Genomic DNA, 24243 nt, shown 5'->3' on the forward strand with positions numbered 1-24243 from the left:
TTCCTTAATTTATTCTTCTTTAGCGGTTTTCTGAAAGATATGTTTCAAATTCTTCCATAGACATCAAGATTTTTCTTGGCTTGGTTCCTTCCTCGCCGCCTACAACGCCGGCCTCACAAAGCTGGTCCATGATCCTGGCGGCCCGGTTAAAGCCGATCTTGAAGCTTCTTTGCAGCATGCCGATGGAAGCTTTTTCTTTCTCTATGATCAGCCGTCCGGCATCCGCGAAATGTACGTCCCTTTCCTCGCCTTCATTCGACTGCATACCGACTATGCCTGTCCCCGCGTTGGTATTCACCTGGTCTTCCATGTCCGCGTCATACTCCGCATCCCCGTTATGGGTCTTTAGATAATCCACCACGCTTTGGACTTCTTTATCCGTTACAAAAGCTCCCTGGACTCTGGCCGGCTTCTGGTATCCGGAAGGATAAAACAGCATATCGCCTTTCCCCAGAAGTTTCTCTGCTCCGTTCATGTCGATGATGGTTCTGGAGTCCACGCCAGAAGAGACGGAAAAGGCAATTCTGGAAGGCATATTGGCTTTGATCAGTCCGGTAATGACATTTACCGAAGGACGCTGAGTCGCCAGCACCAGATGAATCCCCGCGGCTCTGGCAAGCTGGGCCAGACGGCAGATGGCTTCCTCTACCTCGCCGGGAGCCACCATCATCAGATCCGCCAGCTCGTCCACGATGATCACGATCTGAGGCAGTAATTCCCGCTTTTCCCCTTCTGTCTGTGGTTCCGCGGCCACTTTGCTGTTATATCCCTTGATATCCCGCACATTATATTCCGCAAAAGCCTGGTATCTTCGGTTCATCTCCATAACCGCCCAGTTCAGGGCGCCAGCCGCTTTCTTCGGATCTGTCACCACCGGGATCATAAGATGGGGAATACCATTATAAACACTTAGCTCTACCACCTTTGGATCGATCATGATCAGCCGTACTTCCTCTGGGGCGGCCTTATAAAGAACACTCATGATCAGTGTATTGATGCATACGGATTTTCCGGAACCGGTGGCTCCCGCGATCAAAAGATGGGGCATCCGGGCAATGTCCGCCACCACCGTCTTTCCCGCGATATCCTTTCCTGCCGCAAAAGCAATCTTGGAACTGTGATTCTTAAATTCCGCGGATTCCAGAAGATCCCGCAGCATGACTACAGAATTTTCTTTATTCGGCACTTCGATCCCGACTGCCGCTTTGCCTGGGATCGGGGCCTCAATCCTGATGTCTGCCGCCGCCAGGTTCAGCTTGATATCATCGGCAAGGCCAACGATCTTGCTTACTTTGACTCCCATTTCCGGCTGAAGTTCGTAACGGGTCACAGAAGGTCCGCAGCTGACATCGGTAACGGTCACCTTTACTCCAAAGTTCTCCAGCGTCTGCTGTAATTTCATGGCCGTCTCCCGCAAATGGGCGTCCGAATCACCAGTATGTCTGCTTCCCTTTTTCAGCAGAGACATGGGCGGAAAATGGTAGGCTTTCCTGGGCTTGGCCGCATCTGCCGCGATCGAGGCCGCCACTCCGGAAGTCTCCGCCGCGACGTCTTTCCCCCCGTTTTCTTTTTGTCTCCTGCCTGCCAGGGCTCCGGCCGCCCTGCCGCGGCTTCCGGCTGGACGGATGAGGGACTGCTTTCCAATGCCGCCTGTTCCTCCCGCGCCGGTTCTTCTGAGATGGTCCAAGGCGGTGTATCTTCTCCCCGGTTGATATGGAATTGAGGTTCCTGGGGCTTCTTAGGTTCTTGCTGTTTTGCCTCTTTTGGTTCCTCAGTAAGTGTGGTATTAAATGACACGCCTTCTACATGACGGTCGCTGCGTCTGGGTTTCCCGGGATTGGTTTTCTGCAGGGCTTCCTTTTCCTTCCGCCGTTCTCTGGCTTCCTCTCTCCGCCTGGCCGCGTCTTCCCGCGCCCGTCCATAAGCTTTGCTGCTTTTATCCTGCACCCCCTGGAGGATGGATTTTCCCGTAATGATCACAATACAGATGATCGCCAGGATAATGACGATCACATATGTACCGGCAGTTCCCACCGCCGGAACCAGAACTCTGGTCAAAAGGCCGCCCACCTGGCCGCCCGCCTCGTCCAGCAGCTCAAACAGCGTACACGCAAGGACCGTCAGGACGATCCCCGCCCCTACTTTCAGATAAGCGTTGGGGTTCCCTTTATTGGAAACCGTAAAAGCGACCATTCCAAACAACAAAAAAGGCACTGCGTAAGCCGCCCATCCAAGGGCCGCAAATAAGAAATCTGAAATGGCTTCCCCGACAAAACCGCCCATTCCAAAGTTGCTGATCAAGATCAAAAGGCTCACGGCAAGAGAGGCCCAGATCAAAATCTCGCCTCCTACAAAGCTCTGCTCAGTATTCTTCTTTTTTGCTTTTGTCTTTGACTTTGTTGATGTACCCCTTTTTTTCCTTGACTTTGCAGCCATGATATTCCCCCTTAATTACCTTATGGCAATACTATTATTAGTATAGCATTTTTGAAAAAAGCTGTCATTACCTATTTTCCCAGTTTTTCTCACGCTCCTTCCGGATCATTTCGTGCAATTTATTCAGGGCCTGGCTCATTCCGCCCACTTCATCGATCAAGCCTTCTTTGACCGCCTCTTCGCCCTCCAGAAGCGTGCCTACGTCTTTTACTAATTCTGTGGGATTCAGCATCAGTTCCTCGATCCTTTCTTTGCTCATTTTGGAATGATCCGCCAGGAAACGGGTGATCCGGTCCTGGTCCGGACCATATTGCGCAGGCTCTGGGGGACTCCGATGAACATGCCGTTGGAGCGGACCGGATGGATGATCATGGTCCCGCTCGGCACGATAAAAGAATACTTGGCGGACACCGCCAGAGGCCCGCCGATGGAATGGCTCCCCCCTAAGACCAGGGATACGGTGGGTTTGCTGAGAGACGCGATCATCTCCGCAATAGACAGCCCCGCCTCCACATCTCCGCCAAGAGTATTTAAAAGCACCAGAACGCCGTCGATCTCTGTGCTGTCTTCCACTTCCGCCAGCATAGGCAGTAAATGTTCATACTTGGTGGACTTTGTGTTTCCGGAAACCGCTTCATGTCCCTCGATCTCACCAATGATCGTCAGAAGTTTGATCCTGTGTCCTTTCTTCCCGTCCTCCAGGTCCAAACTTCCCGTCTCTTTGATCTCCTGGTTCTGCTTCTCTTCCAGATTTTCATTTTCCATAAAAAAGACACCTCCATACCTTTTTGATTAGTATGGAGGTGTTCCCTGTATTTTATACCTGTTCCAAGGCCTGCTTAAGATCAGCAATGATATCCTCAATATTCTCGATCCCTACGCTGAAACGGATCAGATCCGGCTGTACTCCGGCTTCCTGAAGTTCTTTATCATTCATCTGCCGGTGGGTATGGCTGGCAGGATGGAGCACACAGCTTCTGGCATCTGCCACATGGGTCACGATCGCGATCATCTTTAAGGCATCCATCATGCGTACCGCCGCGTCTCTTCCGCCTTTCAGGCCAAAGGTGATGACGCCGCAGGTGCCATTGGGAAGATATTTCTGAGCCAGATCATAGTACTTATCTCCCGGAAGGGCCGGTGTGCTCACCCAGGCGACCTTCTCGTGGCTCTGCAGGTACTTGGCCGCCTTCTTAGCATTCTCGCAGTGGCGTTCCATTCTCAGATGGAGGGTCTCCAGTCCCAGATTCAAAAGGAACGCGTTCTGCGGAGACTGGATCGACCCCAGATCTCTCATCAACTGCGCCGTTGCTTTTGTGATATATGCCATTTTCCCAAATTTCTGAGTATAGACGATTCCATGATAAGTCTCGTCTGGTGTGGTAAGCCCCGGGAATTTGTCGCTGTAAGCGTCCCAGTCAAAATTGCCGCTGTCTACAATGGCTCCCCCAACGCAGGAAGCGTGGCCGTCCATGTACTTTGTGGTAGAGTGGGTAACAATGTCAGCGCCCCACTCAAAAGGCCGGCAGTTGATCGGTGTGGCAAAGGTATTGTCCACAATAAACGGTACGCCGTGCGCATGGGCCGCTTTCGCGAATTTCTCCAGATCCAGCACAACTAAAGCAGGATTGGCAATGGTCTCTCCAAATACCGCTTTGGTATTTTCCTGAAACGCGGCGTTTAATTCTTCCTCTGTACAGTCTGGATCGATAAAGGTAGCATCCACGCCCATTTTCTTAATGGTATGGGCATAGAGGTTATAAGTACCGCCATAAAGAGCGGATGCGCATACAATGTGGTCCCCTGCCTGGACAATATTCATGATCGCGTAAAAATTTGCCGCCTGGCCGGAGGAAGTGAGCATCGCCGCTACTCCGCCTTCCAAAGCGCAGATTTTGGCAGCTACCGCATCGTTGGTTGGATTCTGCAGACGGGTATAGAAATAACCCGATTCCTCCAAATCGAACAAACGCCCCATCTGCTCGCTTGTGCTGTATTTAAATGTGGTGCTCTGATAGATGGGGAGAACCCTTGGCTCTCCGTTTCCAGGCTCATAGCCGGACTGGATACATTTTGTCTCGATCTTATAATCACTCATCGAACTTCCTCCTAAGCATATAAATATTTTTTCTTCAGATCCATCACCATATCGGTATACAGATCTTTGCATGTTTCGTTGTCGCCTTTCTCAATACACTGGATACACGGAATCAGGCGGGACTGGTACAAATCTTCATATATCTCTTGTCTGTCCTTACGCATATTGATGGCCCATACGATCACCGGAGCCAGATCATAGTATTCCTCCACCAGATTCCGCCCTTCCTGGCTGTTCATTAAGTAGCCGTCCCGATAGGCTCTGAGTGTCTCTAATTCATAGCAATCATCTGGAAGGGAACGGCTTTCACATACCGCGGTAGTGATATAGCACCATTTCCTCTTAAACCCGGCGAAAATATCGTCATAAGTGGCATAGGAAAGGGTCAGAGTGGTAACCTTCTTGTCATTCCATATTTCTACCATCCGCTTACACATTTCTATACAGAACTCATCTTTTGTATAAGTAAGGATTGGCATTACATAGACCGCCATATTCATATTGTAATCTACAGCAAGCCGCTCTCGTGTCCGTTTTGGCTGTTTCATCATCAGTTCTCCCGCGTATTCCGGAATGATGCCTGCCAACTCCTCCAAAAGGGCTTCCCGATTCTCTTCCTCGGTTTCTTCACACAGACTTGTGATCTCTGTGATCACATCTTTGAATTGCTTGAATCCTTTTTCGAATAATCCATTGTAGGTTTTCCGGCGGAACGCCTTGACCTTTGTCAGCATTTCATCAAAAAGCTGGATCATATCTGTTCTGATCTTCTCCATCCCTGTCCTCCATCTGCCTGTTTGATCATTTCTTATTCATCCCAGTTATGGTATACATTCTGGACATCGTCATCTTCTTCCAGCATATCTAATGTCTTCTGGATGTTGGCGATATCTTTTTCATCCGTCAATTCTACGTATGTCTGGGGGATCATAGTCACTTCTGCCGCGGCCATCCCAATGCCTGCTTCTTCCAGCGCCTCATGAACGGCGCCAAAATCCTCCGGAGCTGTCAGGATCTCGAAACTGTCCTCTTCCTCTACGAAATCCTCCGCGCCGGCGTCAAGAGCCAGCATCATCAATTCATCAGAATCTCCGTCATACTCTTCTTTATCGATCACAATCTGGCCTTTCTGATCGAACATAAAGGAAACGCATCCCGGCGTTCCCACATTGCCATTTCCTTTGGTGAAAGCATGTTTCACATTGGTAGCCGTACGGTTCCGGTTGTCCGTCAGAGTTTCCACGATGATCGCCGTCCCGTTGGGGCCGTATCCCTCGTATGTAATATGCTCATAATTGGCGGCATTGGCATCTCCGGTCGCCTTCTTGATGTTTCTTTCAATGGTATCGTTTGGCATGTTATTAGCCTTTGCCTTTGCGATCACATCCCGCAGACGGCTGTTGTTCGCGGGATCCGCGCTTCCGCCTTCCTTCACGGCTACGGCCAGCTCTTTTCCGATCTTCGTGAATATCTTTCCTTTTGCCGCGTCATTTTTTTCTTTTTTATGTTTGATATTGGCAAATTTTGAATGTCCTGACATCTCTTCTCTCTCCTTGTCCTTTACTTTTTCTGTCGCACGTGTTCTATTCTAGCACTCTTCCGGCAGTTTTTCAATCTTTACCGACTGGATCGTATTGTTCTCCACAGACAGGACGGTGAAGCGATAACCTTCGTATTCCACCACGCAGTGCTCTTCTTCGGAAGGAATCCGGTCCAGCTGATCGATGAGGAATCCATTGACTGTCTCATATTCCTCTGTCTCAAACTGGATAGGCAGCACCTCTTCTAAATCTTCCAGATCCGTCATTCCCTGTACTTTCAGGCTGCCGTCCGCCAGCGTCAGGATCATCTCTTCCTCCTGGTCATGCTCGTCCAGGATATTCCCTACAATTTCCTCCAGGATGTCTTCCATGGCCACCAAGCCGGAGGTCTGTCCATATTCGTCCAGGACGATGACCACATGGTTTTTCTGAGCCTGCATTTCTTTAAACAGTACATCAATGCTCTTTGTCTCGGGGACAAAGGTCACTGGTCTTATGTATTCTTTCAATTGCTCCACAGGAACCTGGCGCAGCTCTTCCTGTATATAACAGGAAGCCGCCTCCCTAAGATGGAGAAAACCGATGATCTCATCAATATCCTCATGATAGATGGGAAATCTGGAGAAACTTTCCCCAAGCATGAATTTGAACGCATCTTCTAAAGACTCTTCCCCATCGATCGCTACAATATTCTTCCGGTGGGTCATGATATCCCTCGCGTCCTTATCCAGATACCGGAAAATATTCTGGATCAGACTGGCAGCCTCTTTTTGGGTACTCTCATCCATTTCTTCCTCCACCTGGAATACCCGCTTCATTCTTTGAAATAAACTGTCCTCTTCCATTGTGATTTTCTTTCGACTCCTTTTTCTATGTATGAAGCTCGAAGCTGATCTTCAAGGCTTCATCAATTTTTCTCATGATTTCTTTGTCCAAGTGGCAGACCTGCTCTTTCAGCCGCTGTTTATCGATCGTTCTGATCTGTTCCAGCAGGACGACCGAATTCTTCACGATCTGATACCTTTTCGCGTCAATCTCCACATGGGTGGGCAGTTTGGCTTTGTTCATCCGCGATGTGATCGCCGCGCAGATCACAGTTGGGCTGTGTCTGTTCCCCACATCATTTTGTATGATCAATACCGGCCTCACTCCGCCCTGTTCCGATCCCACTACCGGACTTAAATCCGCGTAAAAAATATCGCCGCGCCTTACCTGCACCTTCATTCACACTCGCTTCCATCTAAGATAAGATTAGTATTTCCATCTTTCTCGGATGTATACAGATACAGGCTTTTCCCCTGGTTTATTTAACCAAAATAATCCATCTGTTCCACTACTTCGCCGTGACGGATGAACTCTCTGGGAATCCGTTTTCCTAAGTCGCATACAAATTCATAGTTGAATCGGCCTGACAGGTCGCTTAAGACTTCAACCGGCAGATGTTCCTCTCCATTTGTCCCCACCAGGGTCACCGGATCTCCAAATTTCACATCCTCGATCTCGGTAGCATCCACCATGAACTGATCCATACATACCCGGCCCAAGATCGGCGCCTTTTTCCCATGGATCAGCACATATCCTTTATTGGACAGGCTCCTTGGGTAACCGTCGCCGTACCCTACCGGAATGGTAGCGATCTTCGTCCGCCTCTTTGTAATATAGGTGCTTCCGTAACTGACAGGGGTTCCCTCTTCCACCCACTTCACATGCGCCACATGGCTGAGCAACTCCAGGGCAGGTTTCAGCGGAACATTTCCTTTGATCACTTCCTCAGAAGGATAAAGGCCATAAGTAGAGATCCCCGCCCGGACAAGATCCAGGTTTGCCTCTTTTACATCAATGATCCCAGCGCTGTTGCTGCAGTGATAATACTGGAAAACAACGCCTTTTCCTTCCAGCCTCTCCTTCATCCAAAGGTAATCCCTGATCTGCTTTTCTGTAAATGTTTTGTCGGTTTCATCTGCTTTCGCGAAATGAGTATAAAGCCCTTCTAAAGAAAGCCGGGGCAGACAGCTGATGGCTTTAATGGTATCCGCGCTTTCCTCCCGGATCAAAAATCCCAGTCTCGACATTCCTGTATCCAGCTTGATATGTACGTAGGCCGTTTTGTCCAGACGCCGCGCCGTTTCGCTGATCCCCTCAGCCATTTCTCTGGTGTATACAGTAAACCGCACTTCCTGCCGGATGGCCGTCTCCCATTGGTCCGGAAAGATGCAGCCAAGCACCAGAATCGGTTTTTCTATGCCGCCTTTGCGAAGGAGGGCCGCCTCGTCCAGCGTTGCCACCGCATAGCCCCAGATATAATCCTTGGTTTCCAGCATCCGGGCGATCTGTACCGACCCATGGCCATATCCGTCCGTTTTGATCACGGAGATCATGGAGACCCCTTCCTTTATATTCTTTTTCATCATCTCCATATTGTACTCGATGGCGTCCAGGTCGATTCTTGCACATACTCTGTTGTACTGCTTCATGCTCTCACGCTCCTTACTTTATCTGATTGATCTTCTTGATCTTCTCTATCTCTTTCAGCGCCGGACCTAATTGACGGATCAGATCCCGCGCCAGTACGCTGTAGATTCCCAATTCTTCTCCAGCTTTTTCACCAGCTCTTCCGTGCAGATACACGCCCAGCCGGGCCGCGTTCTCGCAAGTCATCCCCTGGGCCAGAAGACCGGCGATGATCCCCGCAAGTACGTCTCCCGCTCCCGCCTTCGCCATGGCGCTGCTTCCCGTCAGGTTCAGGCAGGCTCTTCCTTTCCCGCTTTGGACCGCTGTCCTGGAATCCTTCAATACACAGGTCAGGTCTTCCTTTTCCACATATTTTTCAAGCTCCAAGAGGCGGTTGGCTTTGATCTCCGCTGCCGGTTTGCCGCAAAGCCGCTCCATTTCTTTCATATGGGGGGTAAAGATATAGTCTTTATGCTTTCTTTTTTTCATCAATTCTGGCCGCTCCGCGATCAAGTTCAGCCCATCCGCGTCAACTACAGTAGGTACCCTTCCTTCCCGGAGCAGGATCTCCATGATCTTCCTGGCGTTTTCTCCCTTTCCAAGCCCGGAGCCGGCAAGCACTACCGTCGCCCATCCAAGCAGTTCTTTTAACTCTTCTTCCCGGCAGACTTCATAGGGCCGGATAATGGCTTCCGGCAGAAGCTGCTGCAGGATCGGCCGGTTTTCTTCCGGCGTATAGATCTGGACCAGCCCCGCTCCTGCTGTGTAGGCCGCATACGCGTTAAGGTAGGCGGCTCCGCTCATTCCTTTGCTTCCAGCGATCACCAGCAGTTTCCCGTAAGTCCCCTTGTGAGAGTCCCCAGGACGTTCTGGAAGCAGCGAGGCATAATCCTTCTCTGACAAGGCAATAGCTGTATGTGGATTCTGTTCCAATGGCAGTTCGCTTATCCCAATCTCTCTTTTTTCCACATTTCCCGCATACTCCTTGCCTGGATATAAGAGAAGTCCAATCTTTCTTGCCTGAAAAGTCACCGTATAATCCGCTCGAAACGCGCAGCCCAAGACGCGGCCCGTGTCCGCGGATACGCCGGAAGGGATGTCGATGGCCACTTTCACACCGGAAGATTGGTTCATCTTCTCGATCACTCCCGCGTATCTGCCCTCGATCTTCCGGCTTAACCCCACTCCAAAAATACCATCTACTATGATACTATATTCATCCGCTTTATATTCGTCACTGATAACGCCCCCTGCTTTTTCAAACTGTTCCATCTGAAACGCGGTTTCCTTTGTAGCAGAAGATCTGTTTCCAATCATTACTGCCGTGACCTTTTCTCCCTTTCCAAGGAGAAGTCTGGCAACAGCGAATCCATCTCCTCCATTGTTGCCGGAGCCGCACACGACGCAGACAGAAGATAGATCCAGGCCTTTCTCTTCCATGAAACAGACACATTCCCCGGCCGCCCGTTCCATCAATTCCAAAGAGGGGATCCCCAGCGTCTGTATCGTATACTGGTCAGCCTCTTTCATCTGGCCGCCGCCTGGCAGATATTCCATTTCTTCACACCTCTATTCATATAGAAAGAACGTGCGAAGATAAGCCTGCCAGAACACGCTCACCGCCGCACGCCGTTTTCTATTTTATTTATGTTCCTTATTGTACCTGCTGATATTATAAGACAACTGCATCAGACTTTCAGACAAATGTACATTCTCTACAATGATATTTTCCGGAAGATTCAGATCCGTATGGGCAAAATTCCAGATGGCGCGCACGCCATTTTCCACCAGCATATCCGCCACTTCAATCGCTTTATCTTTTGGGATCGTAAGGGCCGCGATATCTACCTCATTCTTCTGAACGAATTCTTTCAATTCATCCATCATGCGAATCGGTACTCCTCGGATAGAAACTCCCTGCAGTCTTGGATTCACATCAAAGATCCCTTTCAGAATGAATCCCCGTTTTTCAAACGCCGCGTAATTGGCAAGAGCCTGTCCCAGATTTCCTGCTCCGATGATGATCATATTATGATCTTCTTCCAGTCCCAGGATTTTCCCAATTTCCGTATATAAATATTTGACATTATACCCATAGCCCTGCTGTCCAAATCCGCCAAAATTATTCAAATCCTGCCTGATCTGAGATGCGGTCACTTTCATCCGTTTACTCAGGTCATTGGAGGAAATTCGTTCTACACCATTTTCCAGCAGCTCTCCTAAATATCTGTAGTATCTTGGAAGCCTGCGGATCACCGCCTGCGAAATCTCTCTGCCTTCCACTCTCTTCACCTTCCTGTTATATTCTAGAAATTATTATATAAAATTGTGCCTGCAAAGTCAAACTTTTAGTTGTTTTTTGTCCTATTTCCGCTATAATGAAGACGTATGTTATAAATTTGGAGGAACTTATGATACTGGCATGTCACGCAATTGAAAAAGCATTTGGAGAAGAAATCATTGTAAAAAACGGCTCCTTTCACATAGAAGAACATGAAAAAACCGCCCTGGTAGGACCAAACGGGGCGGGCAAGACGACTTTGCTCAAAATGATCGTCGGCGAACTTGCCCCGGATAATGGAACTGTTACGCTGTCCAAGGACAAAACCCTTGGTTATCTGGCCCAGCATCAGGAAATGAACAGTACCCATACCATCTACGAAGAGGTCCGGACTGCCAAGGCGGAAATCTTTGAAATCGAACGGCGCATCCGGGAGATCGAACGTGAGATGCCACACCTCCAGGGGGAACGGCTTCAGGAACAGATGGAAACCTATCACCGCCTGACCACTCTTTTTGAAGCAGAAAACGGTTATGCCTGTGAAAGTGAGATCACAGGCGTTTTGAAAGGTCTTGGTTTCCAGGAATCAGAGTTTACAAAAACCGTAGATACCCTTTCCGGCGGCCAGAAAACCCGTGTCTCACTGGGAAAACTCCTTTTAAAAAAGCCGGACGTCCTGCTTTTGGACGAGCCTACCAACCACTTAGACCTGAATTCTATTACCTGGCTGGAAACCTATCTCTTAAATTATCCGGGAGCCGTCCTGATCGTCTCCCACGACCGGTATTTCCTGAACCGGGTGGTCACGAAAGTGGTAGAGATCGAACACGGAGAACTGAATACTTATCTTGGCAATTACACCGATTATTCCAATAAGAAAAAACAGATCCAGGAAGCGAAATTAAAAGAATACCTGAATCAGCAGCAGGAAATCCGCCATCAGGAAGCTGTCATTGAAAAACTCCGCTCTTTTAACCGGGAGAAATCCATCAAGCGGGCAGAGAGCCGGGAGAAAATGTTGGAAAAGATCAAGTTGGTGGAGAAACCAGTCACGCAGGAAACGGAGATCCACTTAAAGCTGGAACCCTCCTGTCAGAGCGGAAACGATGTACTTTCTGTAGAGCGCTTAAGTAAATCTTTCCCCCCACAGACTTTATTTCACGATGTCAGCTTCCAGATCCGCCGCGGCGAACATGTGGCTGTGATCGGCGACAATGGCACGGGAAAGACTACACTTTTAAAGATTTTGAATCAGGTGATCTCCCCGGATTCGGGAAGTTTTTCTCTTGGGACCAATGTCCATATCGGCTATTATGACCAGGAGCATCATGTGCTGCACATGGAAAAGACGATCTTTGAAGAGATTTCCGATGACTATCCTTCCCTTACCAATACTCAGATCCGCAACATGCTGGCCGCGTTCCTCTTTACTGGAGACGATGTGTTTAAGCGGATCCAGGATTTAAGCGGCGGGGAACGGGGCCGGGTCTCTCTTGCCAAACTTATGCTTTCCGAGGCTAATTTCCTGATCCTGGACGAGCCTACCAACCACCTGGATATTACCTCCAAGGAAATCTTGGAGCGGGCCTTAAACGACTATACCGGAACGGTGCTCTATGTCTCCCATGACCGGTATTTTATCAACCAGACCGCCACGCGGATCTTGGAGCTGGTCAACCATCAGTTTGTCAACTATATTGGAAACTACGATTATTATCTGGAGAAAAAGGAAGAACTGACGGCCGCGTACACCACTGCTTCATCGGATTCATCCGCTTCCCAGGAAATGTCTGGTTCCAGTACAAAGCAGAGCTGGCAGGAGCAAAAAGAAGCGCAAGCCAGACAGCGCAAACGCGCCAATGACTTAAAACGTACAGAAGCACGGATCGAGGAATTGGAAGAACGAAGCGCCGCCATCGACCAGCTTATGACGGAGGAAGAAGTCTATACCAACTCTGTCAAATGCCAGGAGCTGGCCGGGGAAAAAGCTCAAATCGAAGCAGAACTGGCAGATCTCTATGAGCAGTGGGAAGACCTGGCGGAATAACTTCCTGAATGTAATGAAGAAAGGGACGAAAAGCCATAGATACGGCTTTTCGTCCCTTTCCTTTTTCATTTCTATTTTAATTCTTTTAAGATTTCTTTCAAAAATTCCCAGGTACGCTCTGTGGAAGCAATATCCAGCTTCTCGTTAAAGGAGTGGATATCCAGGATATTTGGGCCAAAGGATACGCAGTCCAGATCCGGGCGTTTGCCAAGGAACAGGCCGCACTCCAATCCTGCGTGAACTGCCGACACCACCGGCTCTTTTCCGAACATTCTCGTGTAAATATCCACCATGACTTTCCGAAGTTCAGAATCCGGATCAAACTGCCATGCGGGATACTGGCTGATGGTCCGGGTGGTTCCGCCTGCGGCTTTGCCGCACTGCTCCAATTGTTCCCGAAGCTGCTGTTTTCTGCTTTCTACAGAACTGCGGATCAGATGGACCGTCCGGACGGTATCCTCTGAGGTCTCTGCCACGCCGATATTTAAAGAAGTCTCTGCCAGGCCCTTCAGTTTCCTGCTGTATTCCTGAAGCCCATCTGGACAAAGCATCAAATACATGATCACATGTTCCGCGCTTTCTTTTGTCATAACCGCTTCCCTTGCAGTTCCCTCTGCTCCATAGGTTACTTCCAGAGTGGGTTCCTCTCCCATAAATTCCTGCAGCCAGATTTCCTTCATCTCGCCGATCATCTCCAAGATCCTGGCTTCCTTCTCCGGCTCCGCCAGAAATACCGCTTCCGATTCCGAAGCGATCACGTTATCTTTGGACCCTCCGTTGATGGAGATCAAGCTGATCGGAACCTCCTGCTGGATCCTGTACAGAAGTCTTCCCATCATTTTATGGGCGTTTCCGCGCTGTCTGTGGATCTCGTTTCCTGAATGGCCGCCCAGAAGTCCATGGACTTTAACTCGGATCTTGGTTCCGGTACGGTCCTCTCTTTCCACCGGGATTTTCGTCTCGAACACGATTCCTCCCGCGCATCCAGAAGTCAGGACGCCTTCTTCCTCGGAATCGATGTTTAAAAGCTTCTTTCCCTTCAAACCTGACAGATCTACGGCTTCCGCGCCGCCCATTCCGGTTTCTTCATCTACTGTGAATACGGCCTCGATCGGTGGGTGGGGAATGTCGCTGCTGTCCAGGACCGCCATGGCCATCGCGATCGCGATGCCATCGTCTCCGCCAAGCGTGGTCCCTTTGGCTTTCACATATCCGTCTTCCACATACAAGTCCAGTCCATCGGTTTTAAAATCATGGTCGGAATCCGGCGTCTTCTCGCAGACCATATCCAAATGTCCTTGAAGGATCACTGGCTCGCTGTCTTCATACCCTTTAGTCCCAGGCTTCTTGATGATCACATCATTCGCCTCATCCTGCTGTACTTCCAGTCCCCGTTCCTTCGCAAACGCCACACAGTAATCACTGATCCGCTTTGTATCAAAGGTCCCGTGAGGGATCTGACACAACTCTTCGAAAAAATGGAAGACTTTTTCTGGTTTTACCTGGTTTAATACTGCCATGTTTCCTTACCTCTTTTCTTTTGATTCCAGCATTTATCCCCTAAGTGCTGGTTTCATTTTCTATTCTCTATTATGAAACTGGAATCATAAAATTTCAACCGCTTCCATAGAATAAATCAAGAATCTTTCCGGCGGCGGCTTCTATGAAACGGCTCTTTTACCTGTGGACACCGATTCTTTTTTTCCTTCTTATGTTCCTGTTCCCCCAACCTGTTTTCCAAGGCGCGAAGGATGGCCTGCTTCTCTGGTTCAACACGGTTCTCCCCACCCTTCTTCCTTTTTTGATCCTTTCCAATCTTTTGCTCAACACCCAGGCAGTCCATGCGGTCAGCCGGGGCGCCGGCTTCTTTCTGCGTCCATTCCTGCAAGTCTCAGACTATGGGGCCTATACAGTTTTAGCCGGATTTTTCTGCGGATATCCTATGGGAGGCAAGACTGCCTCTGACCTTATTCGCTCTGGACGGATCACAAAGGCAGAAGGAGCGTATCTCCTTTCTTTCTGCAATAATACAAGCCCTATGTTTGTAGTAAGTTTTGTGGCCGCCCAGAATTTAAAACGACCTGCACTTGCCCTGCCTGCTCTTGGAATCTTATGGATCTCGGCGATTGCCTGCAGTTTCCTTTTCCGCGGGAATCTTGCGCGCAAAGTCTATCTCCGCGAACGTCATTCTTCTGACGTTCTCTGTCCTGCTCTTACTTCTTCCGATGGTGATCGGACTGATCACAACGCTTCCAGACAATCCAGCCTTTTAGACAATTGCATCATGGATGGTTTTGAGGCGATCACAAAAATCGGGGGATATATTATGCTGTTTTCCATCTGCATAGAGCTCTTCGGGCTTCTGCCTTTCCATGACGCCCCTTTCTTCCAGATGATCCTGTCATCTCTGGAGATCACAAATGGTATTGTATTGATCAGCGATACAGGCTTCTCCTTCCCCGCCAAATTCATCCTATGTATGTCTCTTGCTTCTTTCGGCGGATGGTGTTCTGTCGCCCAGACCCAATGCATGATCCAAGAAAGCGGTCTATCTATTTCCTCTTATATCGTACAAAAGCTGGTCACCATGTTGGTGACCAGCTTGATCGCTTTTTTCTATCTTTTACTTTTCCCGCTGGGATCGTAAATATATTCTCTATTTGCTTTCCTAATTCACTTTAGAGAAGATCCTCCTCATCCACCTCGAACTCCTCTTCCTGGTCTTCTGGCTCTGGATTTCCATATTCCGCCTCTAATCCCTGTGAGGACTGATCCGGGATCTCCAATTCCGACCGATTATTGCGGACCATGTCATAACACTCCTGAAGAGAATTCACCAATCCATCGTATTTGGTGGTGTAGCTGTCCAGCGTATGTCCGATGATGCTCTCGGCATTCGCGAGAAGATCGTCTGTATACTGCATAGCGCCAATACGGATATCGTTGGCATCCCTGGTAGCGTTGTCCAAGATCTCCTGCGCCTGATCTGTTGCCGCGGTCACAATCTCATTTGCCTGCGCGTAAGCCTGCTGCATGATCTCATGCTCGCTGACCAGCTCATTTGTCTGAATCTGAGCTTCTTCGATCATACTATCCGCTTTCGCCTGGGCGTCTGCCAGGATAGCGTCCTTATTTGCGATGATCTTCTGATATCTCTTGATCTCATCCGGCGTCTTCATGCGCAGTTCACGCAGAAGCTCGTCCATCTGATCCTTATTGACAATAATCTTAGTGGTAGACAAAGGCTGAAATTTACAACTGTCAATATACTCCTCAATTTCTTCGATGATCTGTTCAATACGGCTGCTCATCATTTACACTCTCCTTTTTCTCTTATTTTCTCCCGCACCCTTTTTTCCACAATTTCAGGTACGAACTGAGAAATATCCCCTCCAAAAGCTGCCACCTCTTTTACAATGGTGGAACTTAAATATGAATACTCCAGTCTTGTAGTCAGGAACACCGTCTCAATGGACGGCTCCAGTTTATGGTTGGTCTGTGCCATCTGCAGTTCATACTCAAAATCTGTGATCGCCCGCAGACCTCTAACCACCATCCTGGCTTCCATTTTTCTGGCAAATTCCACCAATAATCCCTCAAATGGAACAACTTTAACTTTTGGTAAGTCTTTTGTAGCTTCTTCTAACATTCTAACACGTTCCTCTACCGAAAACAACGGCATTTTTGCCTTATTATACAATACTCCGACAATTAATTCGTCCACCATCTGACAGGAACGTTTAATAATATCCAGATGTCCATAGGTAACCGGATCAAAGCTGCCCGGATAGATTCCTCTTAACATACTGTCTGCCTCCCCCTTGGCTCAATAAATACGTGCTTATTGGTTTTATAAATCTTATTTTTAATGACGGCAAAACCAAGATCTTCCAGATAATCAAAATTCGTCTCCTTGGCCGCCTCCACAATGATCACGCCTTCCTCCGCCAAAAGCTCAGATCCGGCCAGGTATTCCAGGGCTTCCCTCTCCAATTCTTTCCCGTAGGGCGGGTCCATAAAGATAAAATCAAACTGCTGATTACCTTCCAGCCTGCGAAGAGCCGTCATGGCATCCACCGGCATTGTCTCCGCTTTATGGGCAAGCTTGGTATGGGCAAGATTCTCTTTGATACAAGCCATAGCCTTCGGATTCTTGTCCACAAAATAAGCCTTCATAGCTCCCCGGCTCAAAGCCTCGATTCCGATTCCCCCGCTTCCGGCAAAAAGATCCAGAAAAATGCAATCGTAAAGATAAGGAGTCAGCATATTAAAAAGCGTCTCCTTGATCCGATCCGTAGTCGGCCTGGTCTCAAAACCATCCAACGTTTTCAATTGTAATCTTCTGGCAGAACCTGCAATAACTCTCATAAAACCCCTTGTAAAATATGATATTTTGCGTTTATTATAAGGACTTGACTGGAAAAAGTCAATTGAGGACGTAGCATCTTTTCAATTTACTACGTCTCAAATTAACTTTTGCCCTGTACCCAAATGTAAATCAGGGTGTACCAAATTGCATTTTACCCTGTACCTTTTTTCTTTTTTCAATTGACTTCTTTCTACTTTGTGTTACAATATAGTTAAGATTACTACTATGTAGTGCAAAGTAGGTGATTTTAAATGTACGACAAATCTCAATTGCTGCGCGGGACTTTGGAGGGCTGCATTCTGCAGATTCTTTCTCTTAATACTACGTATGGATATGAGATCGTATCTAAATTGCAGTCCTACGGTTTTGAAGATGTTCGCGAAGGTACAATTTATCCTCTTCTTCTGCGCCTAGAAAATAAGGGGATTATTTCTTCTGAATTCCGTCCCTCTCCTTTAGGGCCGCGCAGAAAATATTACTCAATCACAAAAGACGGCCGATTGTATTTGGATGAATTTAAGCACTGTTGGCGCCAGGTTGTAAATTCGATCAATCAGATTTTTGAAATGGAGGAATGAATTATGACAAATTCAAATCTTTCTCTAGAGACATTGAAATCAGAAAATTTCTCTCTTCAATCTAGACTCACGGCTAAAAATCGGCGGATTCTTGAGAAAATGTTCCGCTATATCCGTACTTTTCCACTGGATGAATATCATGTGGAATTAATTCGCCAAGATCTGATTGGGATGGCTGAGGAAGCAGAAATGCGTCAAGAATCTTTTCCTGGAACTCTGGGAAAAGCTCCTCTTTCTTTCTGCGATGACCTGCTTCTGGCTTCCGGTCAAATCTCGCTTCCCGCCGGCCGGCGTCTATTGCGGATCTCCGGTTGGTATTACCACATCGTTGGAGGGTTCTTTGCTCTAATCAGTTTTTTGAATGTCGCAGGACTAATCATCGGTTCTCTTGCAGGCGGAGAAATCTGGGTCTTGAAAACAATGTCTGGAGAAAAGCTCGTGCTTTTCCTTTGTCAATTGTTTACTCTTGCAGGCGGAATTCTCTATCTGTTGGCAGGAGACCGTGCCAAGCTCTACAGCTCCAATAGTTCTAGAGCAAATTGCTGCTTAAAATGGGGATTTTTCCTGCTTCTATTGCAGATCATTTCCGTTCTATCTAACTACATTCTTCAATCACTCAACCTAATTACCACTATAAGCAGCGTCGTCCCTTCCATCGGAATCGTCCTTCAAATCATCACGATCATAGAATTCATTTTCCCGCTTCTATATATTCTGGGGGCCTGGAAAAACAAGGAAAAAAACAACTAGGTACACCCCGCTGTTCATTTTGGTACACCCTTCTTTACAGTTTGGTACACCGCAAAATGAAAAAGGGGACGTAGTAAAGCTTCGATTTACTACGTCCCCTTTTTCATTTTTCATTCATTATTTCCCAGCCATCTGTTTTTCCTGCTGTTCGATCATTTTCTTAACCATATAACCGCCAACGGAACCATTCTGTCTGGATGTCAGGTCTCCGTTATAACCTTCTGTCAACGGTACTCCTAACTCGTTTGCAACCTCGTATTTGAACTTGTCTAATGCACCTTTTGCTTCAGGTACGGCTGCCTTGTTAGATGAACGACTTGCCATTGTTATATTCCTCCTTCTTGTATCTTTGTAACAACTCTTCCCTTTGTGTTACAACCATAGTATATGGAGGTTTTAAATTATTACACTGTCAGTTCCTTCATATTCTGGAAGATTTTTCACCCATGTTTCATCGTTTTTGATTATTTCATCTGCAGCCTCGTTTGCCATTTGCAGGATCTTGGCGTCCTGGAATACGTCTCCCAACCGAAAATTCAGCAGGCCGCTCTGCCGGATTCCAAACAGATCTCCCGGTCCTCGAAGTCTTAAGTCTTCGCTGGCGATCTTGAAACCGTCATTGGTATCCCGCAGGATCTTCAGACGCTCCTTTGTCTCTTTTGATTTTGACCCGCTCATGAAAATACAGTAGGACTGATGTTTTCCTCTTCCCACCCGGCCCCTGAGCTGGTGGAGCTGAGCCAGGCCGAACCGTTCCGCGTTTTCGATCATCATGACCGTAGCGTTTGGCACATCGATGCCTACCTCGATCACAGTCGTTGAAACCAGGATCTGGGTCTCGTTTTGCCCAAACGCATCCATAATCTCATCTTTCACTGCCGGCTTCATTTTCCCATGCAGGCAGGCGACCTGAATGTCAGGCCCCATCTCCTCGCGGAGCATTGCGGTATAGTCCTGGACATTTTCCGCCTCCATCTGTTCGCTTTCTTCCACCATTGGACAGATCACGTAGCACTGACGCCCTGCTTTAATCTCTTTTTTCATAAATTCATAAGCCGTCTTCCGGTAACTGGTATCTACCACGCAATTTTTGATAGGCAGCCGGTTGGCTGGAAGCTCGTCGATCACGGAAATATCCAGATCCCCATACAAAATGATCGCCAGCGTCCGGGGAATCGGCGTAGCGCTCATGACCAGCACATGGGGCATACCGCCCTTTCCCGCAAATGCCTCCCGCTGTTTTACCCCAAACCGATGCTGCTCATCGGTAATGACCAGGGCCAGGCAATCGTAATTGACCGCTCCCTGGATCAGGGCATGAGTGCCGATGATGATCTTGGCGTAACCGCACTCGATCCGGTCATAAGCTCTCCGCTTCTCTTTGACCGTCATGGATCCGGTCAAAAGCTCCACCTTCACAGATATCCCGTTCTCCTGGAACAATTTGGTAATGGACTCATAATGCTGTCTGGCCAGCACTTCCGTGGGGGCCATCATAGCCGCCTGATACCCATGCAAAGCCGTATTCAAAAGCGCCAGTACCGCAACAATGGTTTTCCCTGATCCTACGTCTCCCTGAACCAGCCGGGACATGGCTGTCTCTGAGCCCAGATCTTCTGCGATCTCATCCCAGACCTTTCTCTGCGCCCCCGTCAACGCGTAAGGAAGCTCTCCGATCAGTTTTTCCACCCTCGGATCCCGGTCCATCACGTATTCATTGTTCATCCGCTCATTGCTGTCCTTTAATCTGCGAAGAGACAGGATAAAAGCCAAGAATTCTTCAAACACCAATCGCTTTCTGGCGTGAAAATATACTTCCTTATCCTCCGGAAAATGAATGCCTCTCAAGGCATAATTATATTCCGCAAGCCCGTATTTCAGCCGCAATCTCTCCGGCAGGACTTCTCTGGAAAGATCCAAGTTTTTCAGAACCTGTCCCACCGCCTTGGAAACTGTGTTATTGGTCAATCCTTTGGTCAATCCATAGAGGGGCTGAAGTGTTCCTGATTTTTCTTCGTATTTCTCCGGCGGATAAAAGATCTCCGGCTGTTCCATGACCAGCTCATTCCTTCTCCTTGCCGCCCGTCCCCGAAGCGTCACAGGTCCTCCGCCGGCCAATGTATTCCTAAGAAATGGCATGCGGAACCAGACTGCTTTCATAGTCCCGGTCAGATCCTTCACGTAAAGGCTGGTTACGGGTAATCGACGGTTCCCCGATACCTGCACCCTCCCGTAGATCATCCCGGAAACCGTCACCACTTCTCCTTCCGCCGCCTGGCTGATAGGAACGATCTCGTCGTAGACATCATAACCTCTGGGATAATACCGGAGCAGCTCCCCGGCCGTATGGATATTCAGTTTTTCAAATAGCTTTTCTGTTTTCTCCCCAATCCCTTTGATCTCCCGGATCGGTGTTCCTTCTGTCATGATCCGCACCTCACTGCTGTCTCTATCTGCCCATATCCGCCGGATGCCCCGGCGTCATTTAACTGCCGGGGCATCCTGATGTTCTTTTATCCTATTCCGCCAGGCGCTTCTGCCTGCCGGCCTTAATTCTTTCGTTCTTACAGTCCAATGTCTGGAGTCTCTATTACTCAACCGCCAGAATATAATAGTAGATCGGCTGCCCACCGCAGTGTACGTCCACATCCACATCCGGATAGAGTTCTGTTATCTCCTGCGTGAACTTTTCCGCCTCTTCTTCCTTTACTTCCTCACCGTAATACAGACTGATCAATTCCGACTCCTCATCTACCAGCTGGGAAAGCATATCCTTCGCGGTCTCTTCGATCTCGGTTCCCACAGACAAAATGCCCTTATCTCCGATACCCATAATATCTCCCTCATGGATCTCCTTATCATCGATACAGGTATCCCGCACCGCGTAAGTCACCTGACCGGACTTCACGTGCTGGATCTCTTCCAGCATGATCTCTTCGTTTTCCTTGGCGGAAGACTCCGGCATAAAGTTGATGATCGCCGTGATTCCCTGTGGAACTGTCTTCGTGGGGATCACAATGATCTCCTTATCCTTTACCAGGGCTTTTGCCTGGTTTGCCGCAAGGACGATATTCTTATTATTAGGAAGGATAAAAATGGTATCCGCATTCACCTGGTCTACCGCGTTCAGCATATCTTCCGTGCTGGGATTCATGGTCTGGCCGCCTTCAATGATATGATCCGCTCCCAGTTCCCGGAAGATCTCGTTCATTCCCTCGCCAATGGATACCACAATGAATCCCATTGGCTTCCTGGGCTCTTCCTTCTTCTGCTTTGCAGCTTCCTGGGCAGCCACCTTCTCCGCCTCCCGGATCAGCTTTTCCTGGTGTTCTTCCCTCATATTGTCTACTTTCATGCGGGAAAGCTGTCCATAAGTCAGACCTTTTTCAAAGGCAAGTCCTGGATGATTCGTATGCACATGGATCTTCACAACATCTTCATCCGCCACGCAGACAATAGAATCTCCTATGGAGGACAGATATGATTTTAATTCTTTTTCGTCTTTTTCTGTAAATTCTTTCTCAGTAAGAATGATAAACTCTGTACAGTATCCAAATTTGATATCCGCCGTTTCCTGAGGCGCCGCCGTTTTTACGCCGCCTGCCGCCGCGCCGGATGAAAGGGCGCTGTAATCGATCTCCTTACCCAGGAACGCATCATAGGCTCCCCGGATCACTTCCAGAAGCCCCTGCCCGCCGGAATCTACCACGCCCGCTTCTTTCAGTACCGGAAGCATTTCTGGAGTCTTAGCAAGTACTTCCTCAGCATGTTCGATCACTGCAGGAATAAACACTTCCAGATCATCCGTTTCCAGAGCCATCTCTGCCGCTTTCTCCGCGATCCCGCTGGCGACCGTAAGGATTGTCCCTTCCTTGGGTTTCATGACTGCCTTATAAGCCGTATCCCTGGCTCTTGCGCAGGCGGCCGCCAGACCTGCCGCATCAATCTCTTTTTCTTCGCGTATGGACTTGGTAAATCCCCGAAGGAGCTGAGACAAGATCACACCGGAGTTCCCCCTGGCTCCCCGCAGAGACCCGGAAGAGATCGCTTTGGCAAGATCTTTCATTGTATAATCTTTCAATGCGGTCACTTCTTTTGCCGCAGACATGATCGTCAGCGACATATTGGTTCCTGTATCGCCGTCCGGTACCGGAAAGACATTCAGTTCATTGATAAATTCCTTCTTGGATTCAATATTCTGTGCGCCCGCTAAAAACATTTTCGCAAGCATTTCCACACTAATTGTTTTTGTAGCCACTTCCTATGTTCCTCCTTAAACTAATCGATGACCCTGACGCCTTCGATATAGATATTGATCTTATCCACCGGCATTCCGGAGAATTCTTCCACCTTATATTTCACGTTGCTGATCAGATTCTCCGTCACCGCGGAAATACTTACTCCATAGGCGACAATGATATGGAAATCCAATGTGATATGATTTTCATCCGATATGCTGACCTGGATTCCTCTGGTAAGGCTCTCCCTCTTCAGCAGGTGGACCAGGCCGTCTTTAACATTTACCGCGGCCATACCGACGATCCCAAAACACTCCACTGCCACGGTTCCCGCATATTTTGCCACTACTTCAGGATCTACCGTAATGATACCAAGGTCAGTGCTTATACAACCCTTCATATTCTAACCCTCCACTTCTTCAACTAGGATATCTTTTTGCGTATACCAGTTTAGTGTTACTATTATACCCCGTTTCTTCTTATATTACAAGATTTCCTAGGACACAAAAAACCCAGATTCCAAAATTGAAATCTGAGTTTTTAATTGCTTTTGTGTCTTTTGACTATGCACGCTCCACTTTGCCGGATCTTAAGCAGGAAGTGCAAACATACATCTTCTTTGTAGCACCGTTCTCTGTCTTTACACGTACAGATTTTACATTTGATTTCCACATCTTAGGTGTCCTTCTATGAGAATGGCTCACATGATTTCCGAAATGAGCACCCTTCTGACAAATAGCACATTTAGCCATGACTACACCTCCTAACGCTCATAATAAGCCTTTACAGACTCGCAACAATGATTATTTTAACAGAACGATTTTAAAAATGCAAGTGTTATTTCAGAATTTATCATCATTTACAGCAAAATAAATTATAGCCCGCCAATACACACAGCAAAATGCATAGAACCTCCACGAATGTATTTGGCAGTATCAGCGCCAGAATGATCCCTACAGCTACCCAAAACAGGGCAAATCCGATGATCCGTCTCACAAACTGCCCCCCTGCAGATCTTTTCGCTCTATTCTATGCGCCGCTCTTTCTTAAGATTCCTTTATTCTTCCTCCAAAATATCCATTACATCCTGCTCTGTCATGGAATCTTCTTTTTTCGTTCCAAATTTATCTACCACATCCGGAATCATATCCAAAATTTTCGTCATCGTATCCTGATTCTTAATATTCACAAGACGGGTCTTGCCATTCTGGATCACCAATACCGCGCAGGGGGTCATCTTTCCTCCAATACCGCCCGCTCCCCGTTCTTTCTGTTCTCCATTAAAGGCTCCCGCGCCCACAGCGAAAGAAACGTCAACCAGAGGAAGGATGATCGTATCATCAATATGGATCGCGTCGCCAACCACCGTTTTAGATGTGATCACGCCGTCCATGCCGTGAAACAGCGCTTCCACTGTACCCTTAAAATTATTGTCTGCCATATGTTCGATTCCT

General features: G+C 48.2%; 22 protein-coding genes and 2 pseudogenes. 4 read left to right on the top strand and 20 right to left on the bottom strand.

The window, feature by feature from the left end; genetic code table 11:
* Positions 1-19: 19 nt before the first annotated feature.
* From FND36_08580 to FND36_08625, 10 genes and pseudogenes are all read right to left on the bottom strand, one after another.
* Positions 20-2436, bottom strand: a pseudogene (locus FND36_08580) (DNA translocase FtsK).
* A 67-nt stretch (positions 2437-2503) separates the two neighbouring features.
* Positions 2504-3201 (bottom strand): annotated as a pseudogene (locus tag FND36_08585) (Clp protease).
* A 52-nt stretch (positions 3202-3253) separates the two neighbouring features.
* Entirely contained in the window at positions 3254-4534 is a 1281-nt protein-coding gene (locus FND36_08590; GenBank protein QDW74080.1) for an O-acetylhomoserine aminocarboxypropyltransferase/cysteine synthase, read from the bottom strand.
* An 11-nt stretch (positions 4535-4545) separates the two neighbouring features.
* On the bottom strand, positions 4546-5310 hold the full coding sequence (locus FND36_08595; GenBank protein ID QDW74081.1) for a hypothetical protein: 765 nt from the start codon (positions 5308-5310) through the stop codon (positions 4546-4548).
* A 32-nt stretch (positions 5311-5342) separates the two neighbouring features.
* Positions 5343-6074, bottom strand: coding sequence for a YebC/PmpR family DNA-binding transcriptional regulator (locus FND36_08600; GenBank protein QDW74082.1), 732 nt, complete (start codon positions 6072-6074; stop codon positions 5343-5345).
* A gap of 48 nt (positions 6075-6122) precedes the next feature.
* A complete protein-coding gene (locus FND36_08605) occupies positions 6123-6920 on the bottom strand; it encodes an HlyC/CorC family transporter (GenBank protein QDW74083.1) in 798 nt (265 codons plus the stop codon).
* Positions 6921-6945: 25 nt separating this feature from the next.
* Positions 6946-7293 carry a type II toxin-antitoxin system PemK/MazF family toxin gene (locus FND36_08610; GenBank protein ID QDW75589.1) on the bottom strand — a complete coding sequence of 116 codons (348 nt, stop codon included), beginning with the start codon at positions 7291-7293 and terminating at the stop codon, positions 6946-6948.
* An 89-nt stretch (positions 7294-7382) separates the two neighbouring features.
* Positions 7383-8549: an alanine racemase gene (gene alr / locus FND36_08615; GenBank protein ID QDW74084.1), complete on the bottom strand. Its 1167-nt coding sequence runs from the start codon at positions 8547-8549 to the stop codon at positions 7383-7385.
* Between the two features lie 13 nt (positions 8550-8562).
* Entirely contained in the window at positions 8563-10083 is a 1521-nt protein-coding gene (locus FND36_08620) for an NAD(P)H-hydrate dehydratase (protein QDW74085.1), read from the bottom strand.
* 84 nt (positions 10084-10167) lie between these two features.
* Positions 10168-10809: a redox-sensing transcriptional repressor Rex gene (locus tag FND36_08625; protein QDW74086.1), complete on the bottom strand. Its 642-nt coding sequence runs from the start codon at positions 10807-10809 to the stop codon at positions 10168-10170.
* Positions 10810-10937: 128 nt separating this feature from the next.
* On the opposite strand from FND36_08625, the gene FND36_08630 reads away from it, so the two are divergent.
* Positions 10938-12854, top strand: a complete 1917-nt coding sequence (locus FND36_08630; protein QDW74087.1) for an ABC-F family ATP-binding cassette domain-containing protein — start codon at positions 10938-10940, stop codon at positions 12852-12854.
* Between the two features lie 71 nt (positions 12855-12925).
* Here FND36_08630 and FND36_08635 read toward each other — a convergent pair whose 3' ends face one another.
* Positions 12926-14374 carry an aminoacyl-histidine dipeptidase gene (locus FND36_08635; GenBank protein ID QDW74088.1) on the bottom strand — a complete coding sequence of 483 codons (1449 nt, stop codon included), beginning with the start codon at positions 14372-14374 and terminating at the stop codon, positions 12926-12928.
* A 143-nt stretch (positions 14375-14517) separates the two neighbouring features.
* Between FND36_08635 and FND36_08640 the strand changes: the two genes are divergently transcribed.
* Positions 14518-15501 (top strand): transporter, encoded by a 984-nt coding sequence (locus tag FND36_08640; GenBank protein ID QDW74089.1) that lies wholly within the window; start codon positions 14518-14520, stop codon positions 15499-15501.
* Between the two features lie 31 nt (positions 15502-15532).
* Here the strand turns inward: FND36_08640 and FND36_08645 are convergent, their stop codons facing one another.
* From FND36_08645 to rsmD, 3 genes are read right to left on the bottom strand one after another with little or no spacing between them, the layout of a single operon-like run.
* The gene (locus FND36_08645; protein QDW75590.1) at positions 15533-16165 is read right to left on the bottom strand and encodes an ATPase; all 633 of its coding nucleotides are present in this window, start codon (positions 16163-16165) and stop codon (positions 15533-15535) included.
* Positions 16165-16659 (bottom strand): pantetheine-phosphate adenylyltransferase, encoded by a 495-nt coding sequence (gene coaD, locus FND36_08650; GenBank protein ID QDW74090.1) that lies wholly within the window; start codon positions 16657-16659, stop codon positions 16165-16167. Before coaD ends, FND36_08645 begins: the two co-directional genes overlap by 1 nt.
* Positions 16653-17222, bottom strand: coding sequence for a 16S rRNA (guanine(966)-N(2))-methyltransferase RsmD (rsmD, locus tag FND36_08655; GenBank protein ID QDW74091.1), 570 nt, complete (start codon positions 17220-17222; stop codon positions 16653-16655). The genes coaD and rsmD overlap by 7 nt, the downstream gene beginning before the upstream one ends.
* Before the next feature lie 252 nt (positions 17223-17474).
* Here rsmD and FND36_08660 point away from each other — a divergent pair, with 252 nt between their 5' ends.
* Positions 17475-17801 (top strand): PadR family transcriptional regulator, encoded by a 327-nt coding sequence (locus FND36_08660; GenBank protein QDW74092.1) that lies wholly within the window; start codon positions 17475-17477, stop codon positions 17799-17801.
* 3 nt (positions 17802-17804) lie between these two features.
* A complete protein-coding gene (locus FND36_08665) occupies positions 17805-18551 on the top strand; it encodes a hypothetical protein (protein QDW74093.1) in 747 nt (248 codons plus the stop codon).
* A gap of 117 nt (positions 18552-18668) precedes the next feature.
* On the opposite strand, the gene FND36_08670 is transcribed toward FND36_08665, so the two are convergent.
* From FND36_08670 to FND36_08695, 6 genes are all read right to left on the bottom strand, one after another.
* Positions 18669-18875, bottom strand: a complete 207-nt coding sequence (locus tag FND36_08670; GenBank protein QDW74094.1) for an alpha/beta-type small acid-soluble spore protein — start codon at positions 18873-18875, stop codon at positions 18669-18671.
* A 72-nt stretch (positions 18876-18947) separates the two neighbouring features.
* Positions 18948-20978, bottom strand: a complete 2031-nt coding sequence (gene recG / locus FND36_08675; GenBank protein QDW74095.1) for an ATP-dependent DNA helicase RecG — start codon at positions 20976-20978, stop codon at positions 18948-18950.
* 163 nt (positions 20979-21141) lie between these two features.
* Positions 21142-22809 (bottom strand): DAK2 domain-containing protein, encoded by a 1668-nt coding sequence (locus FND36_08680; protein ID QDW74096.1) that lies wholly within the window; start codon positions 22807-22809, stop codon positions 21142-21144.
* Between the two features lie 20 nt (positions 22810-22829).
* Entirely contained in the window at positions 22830-23189 is a 360-nt protein-coding gene (locus FND36_08685) for an Asp23/Gls24 family envelope stress response protein (protein ID QDW74097.1), read from the bottom strand.
* Between the two features lie 163 nt (positions 23190-23352).
* On the bottom strand, positions 23353-23541 hold the full coding sequence (gene rpmB / locus FND36_08690; protein ID QDW74098.1) for a 50S ribosomal protein L28: 189 nt from the start codon (positions 23539-23541) through the stop codon (positions 23353-23355).
* Positions 23542-23846: 305 nt separating this feature from the next.
* Positions 23847-24230: a sporulation protein gene (locus tag FND36_08695; GenBank protein QDW74099.1), complete on the bottom strand. Its 384-nt coding sequence runs from the start codon at positions 24228-24230 to the stop codon at positions 23847-23849.
* Positions 24231-24243: the final 13 nt, after the last annotated feature.

Source organism: Lachnospiraceae bacterium KGMB03038 (assembly GCA_007361935.1).
Lineage (GTDB): Bacteria > Bacillota > Clostridia > Lachnospirales > Lachnospiraceae > Massilistercora.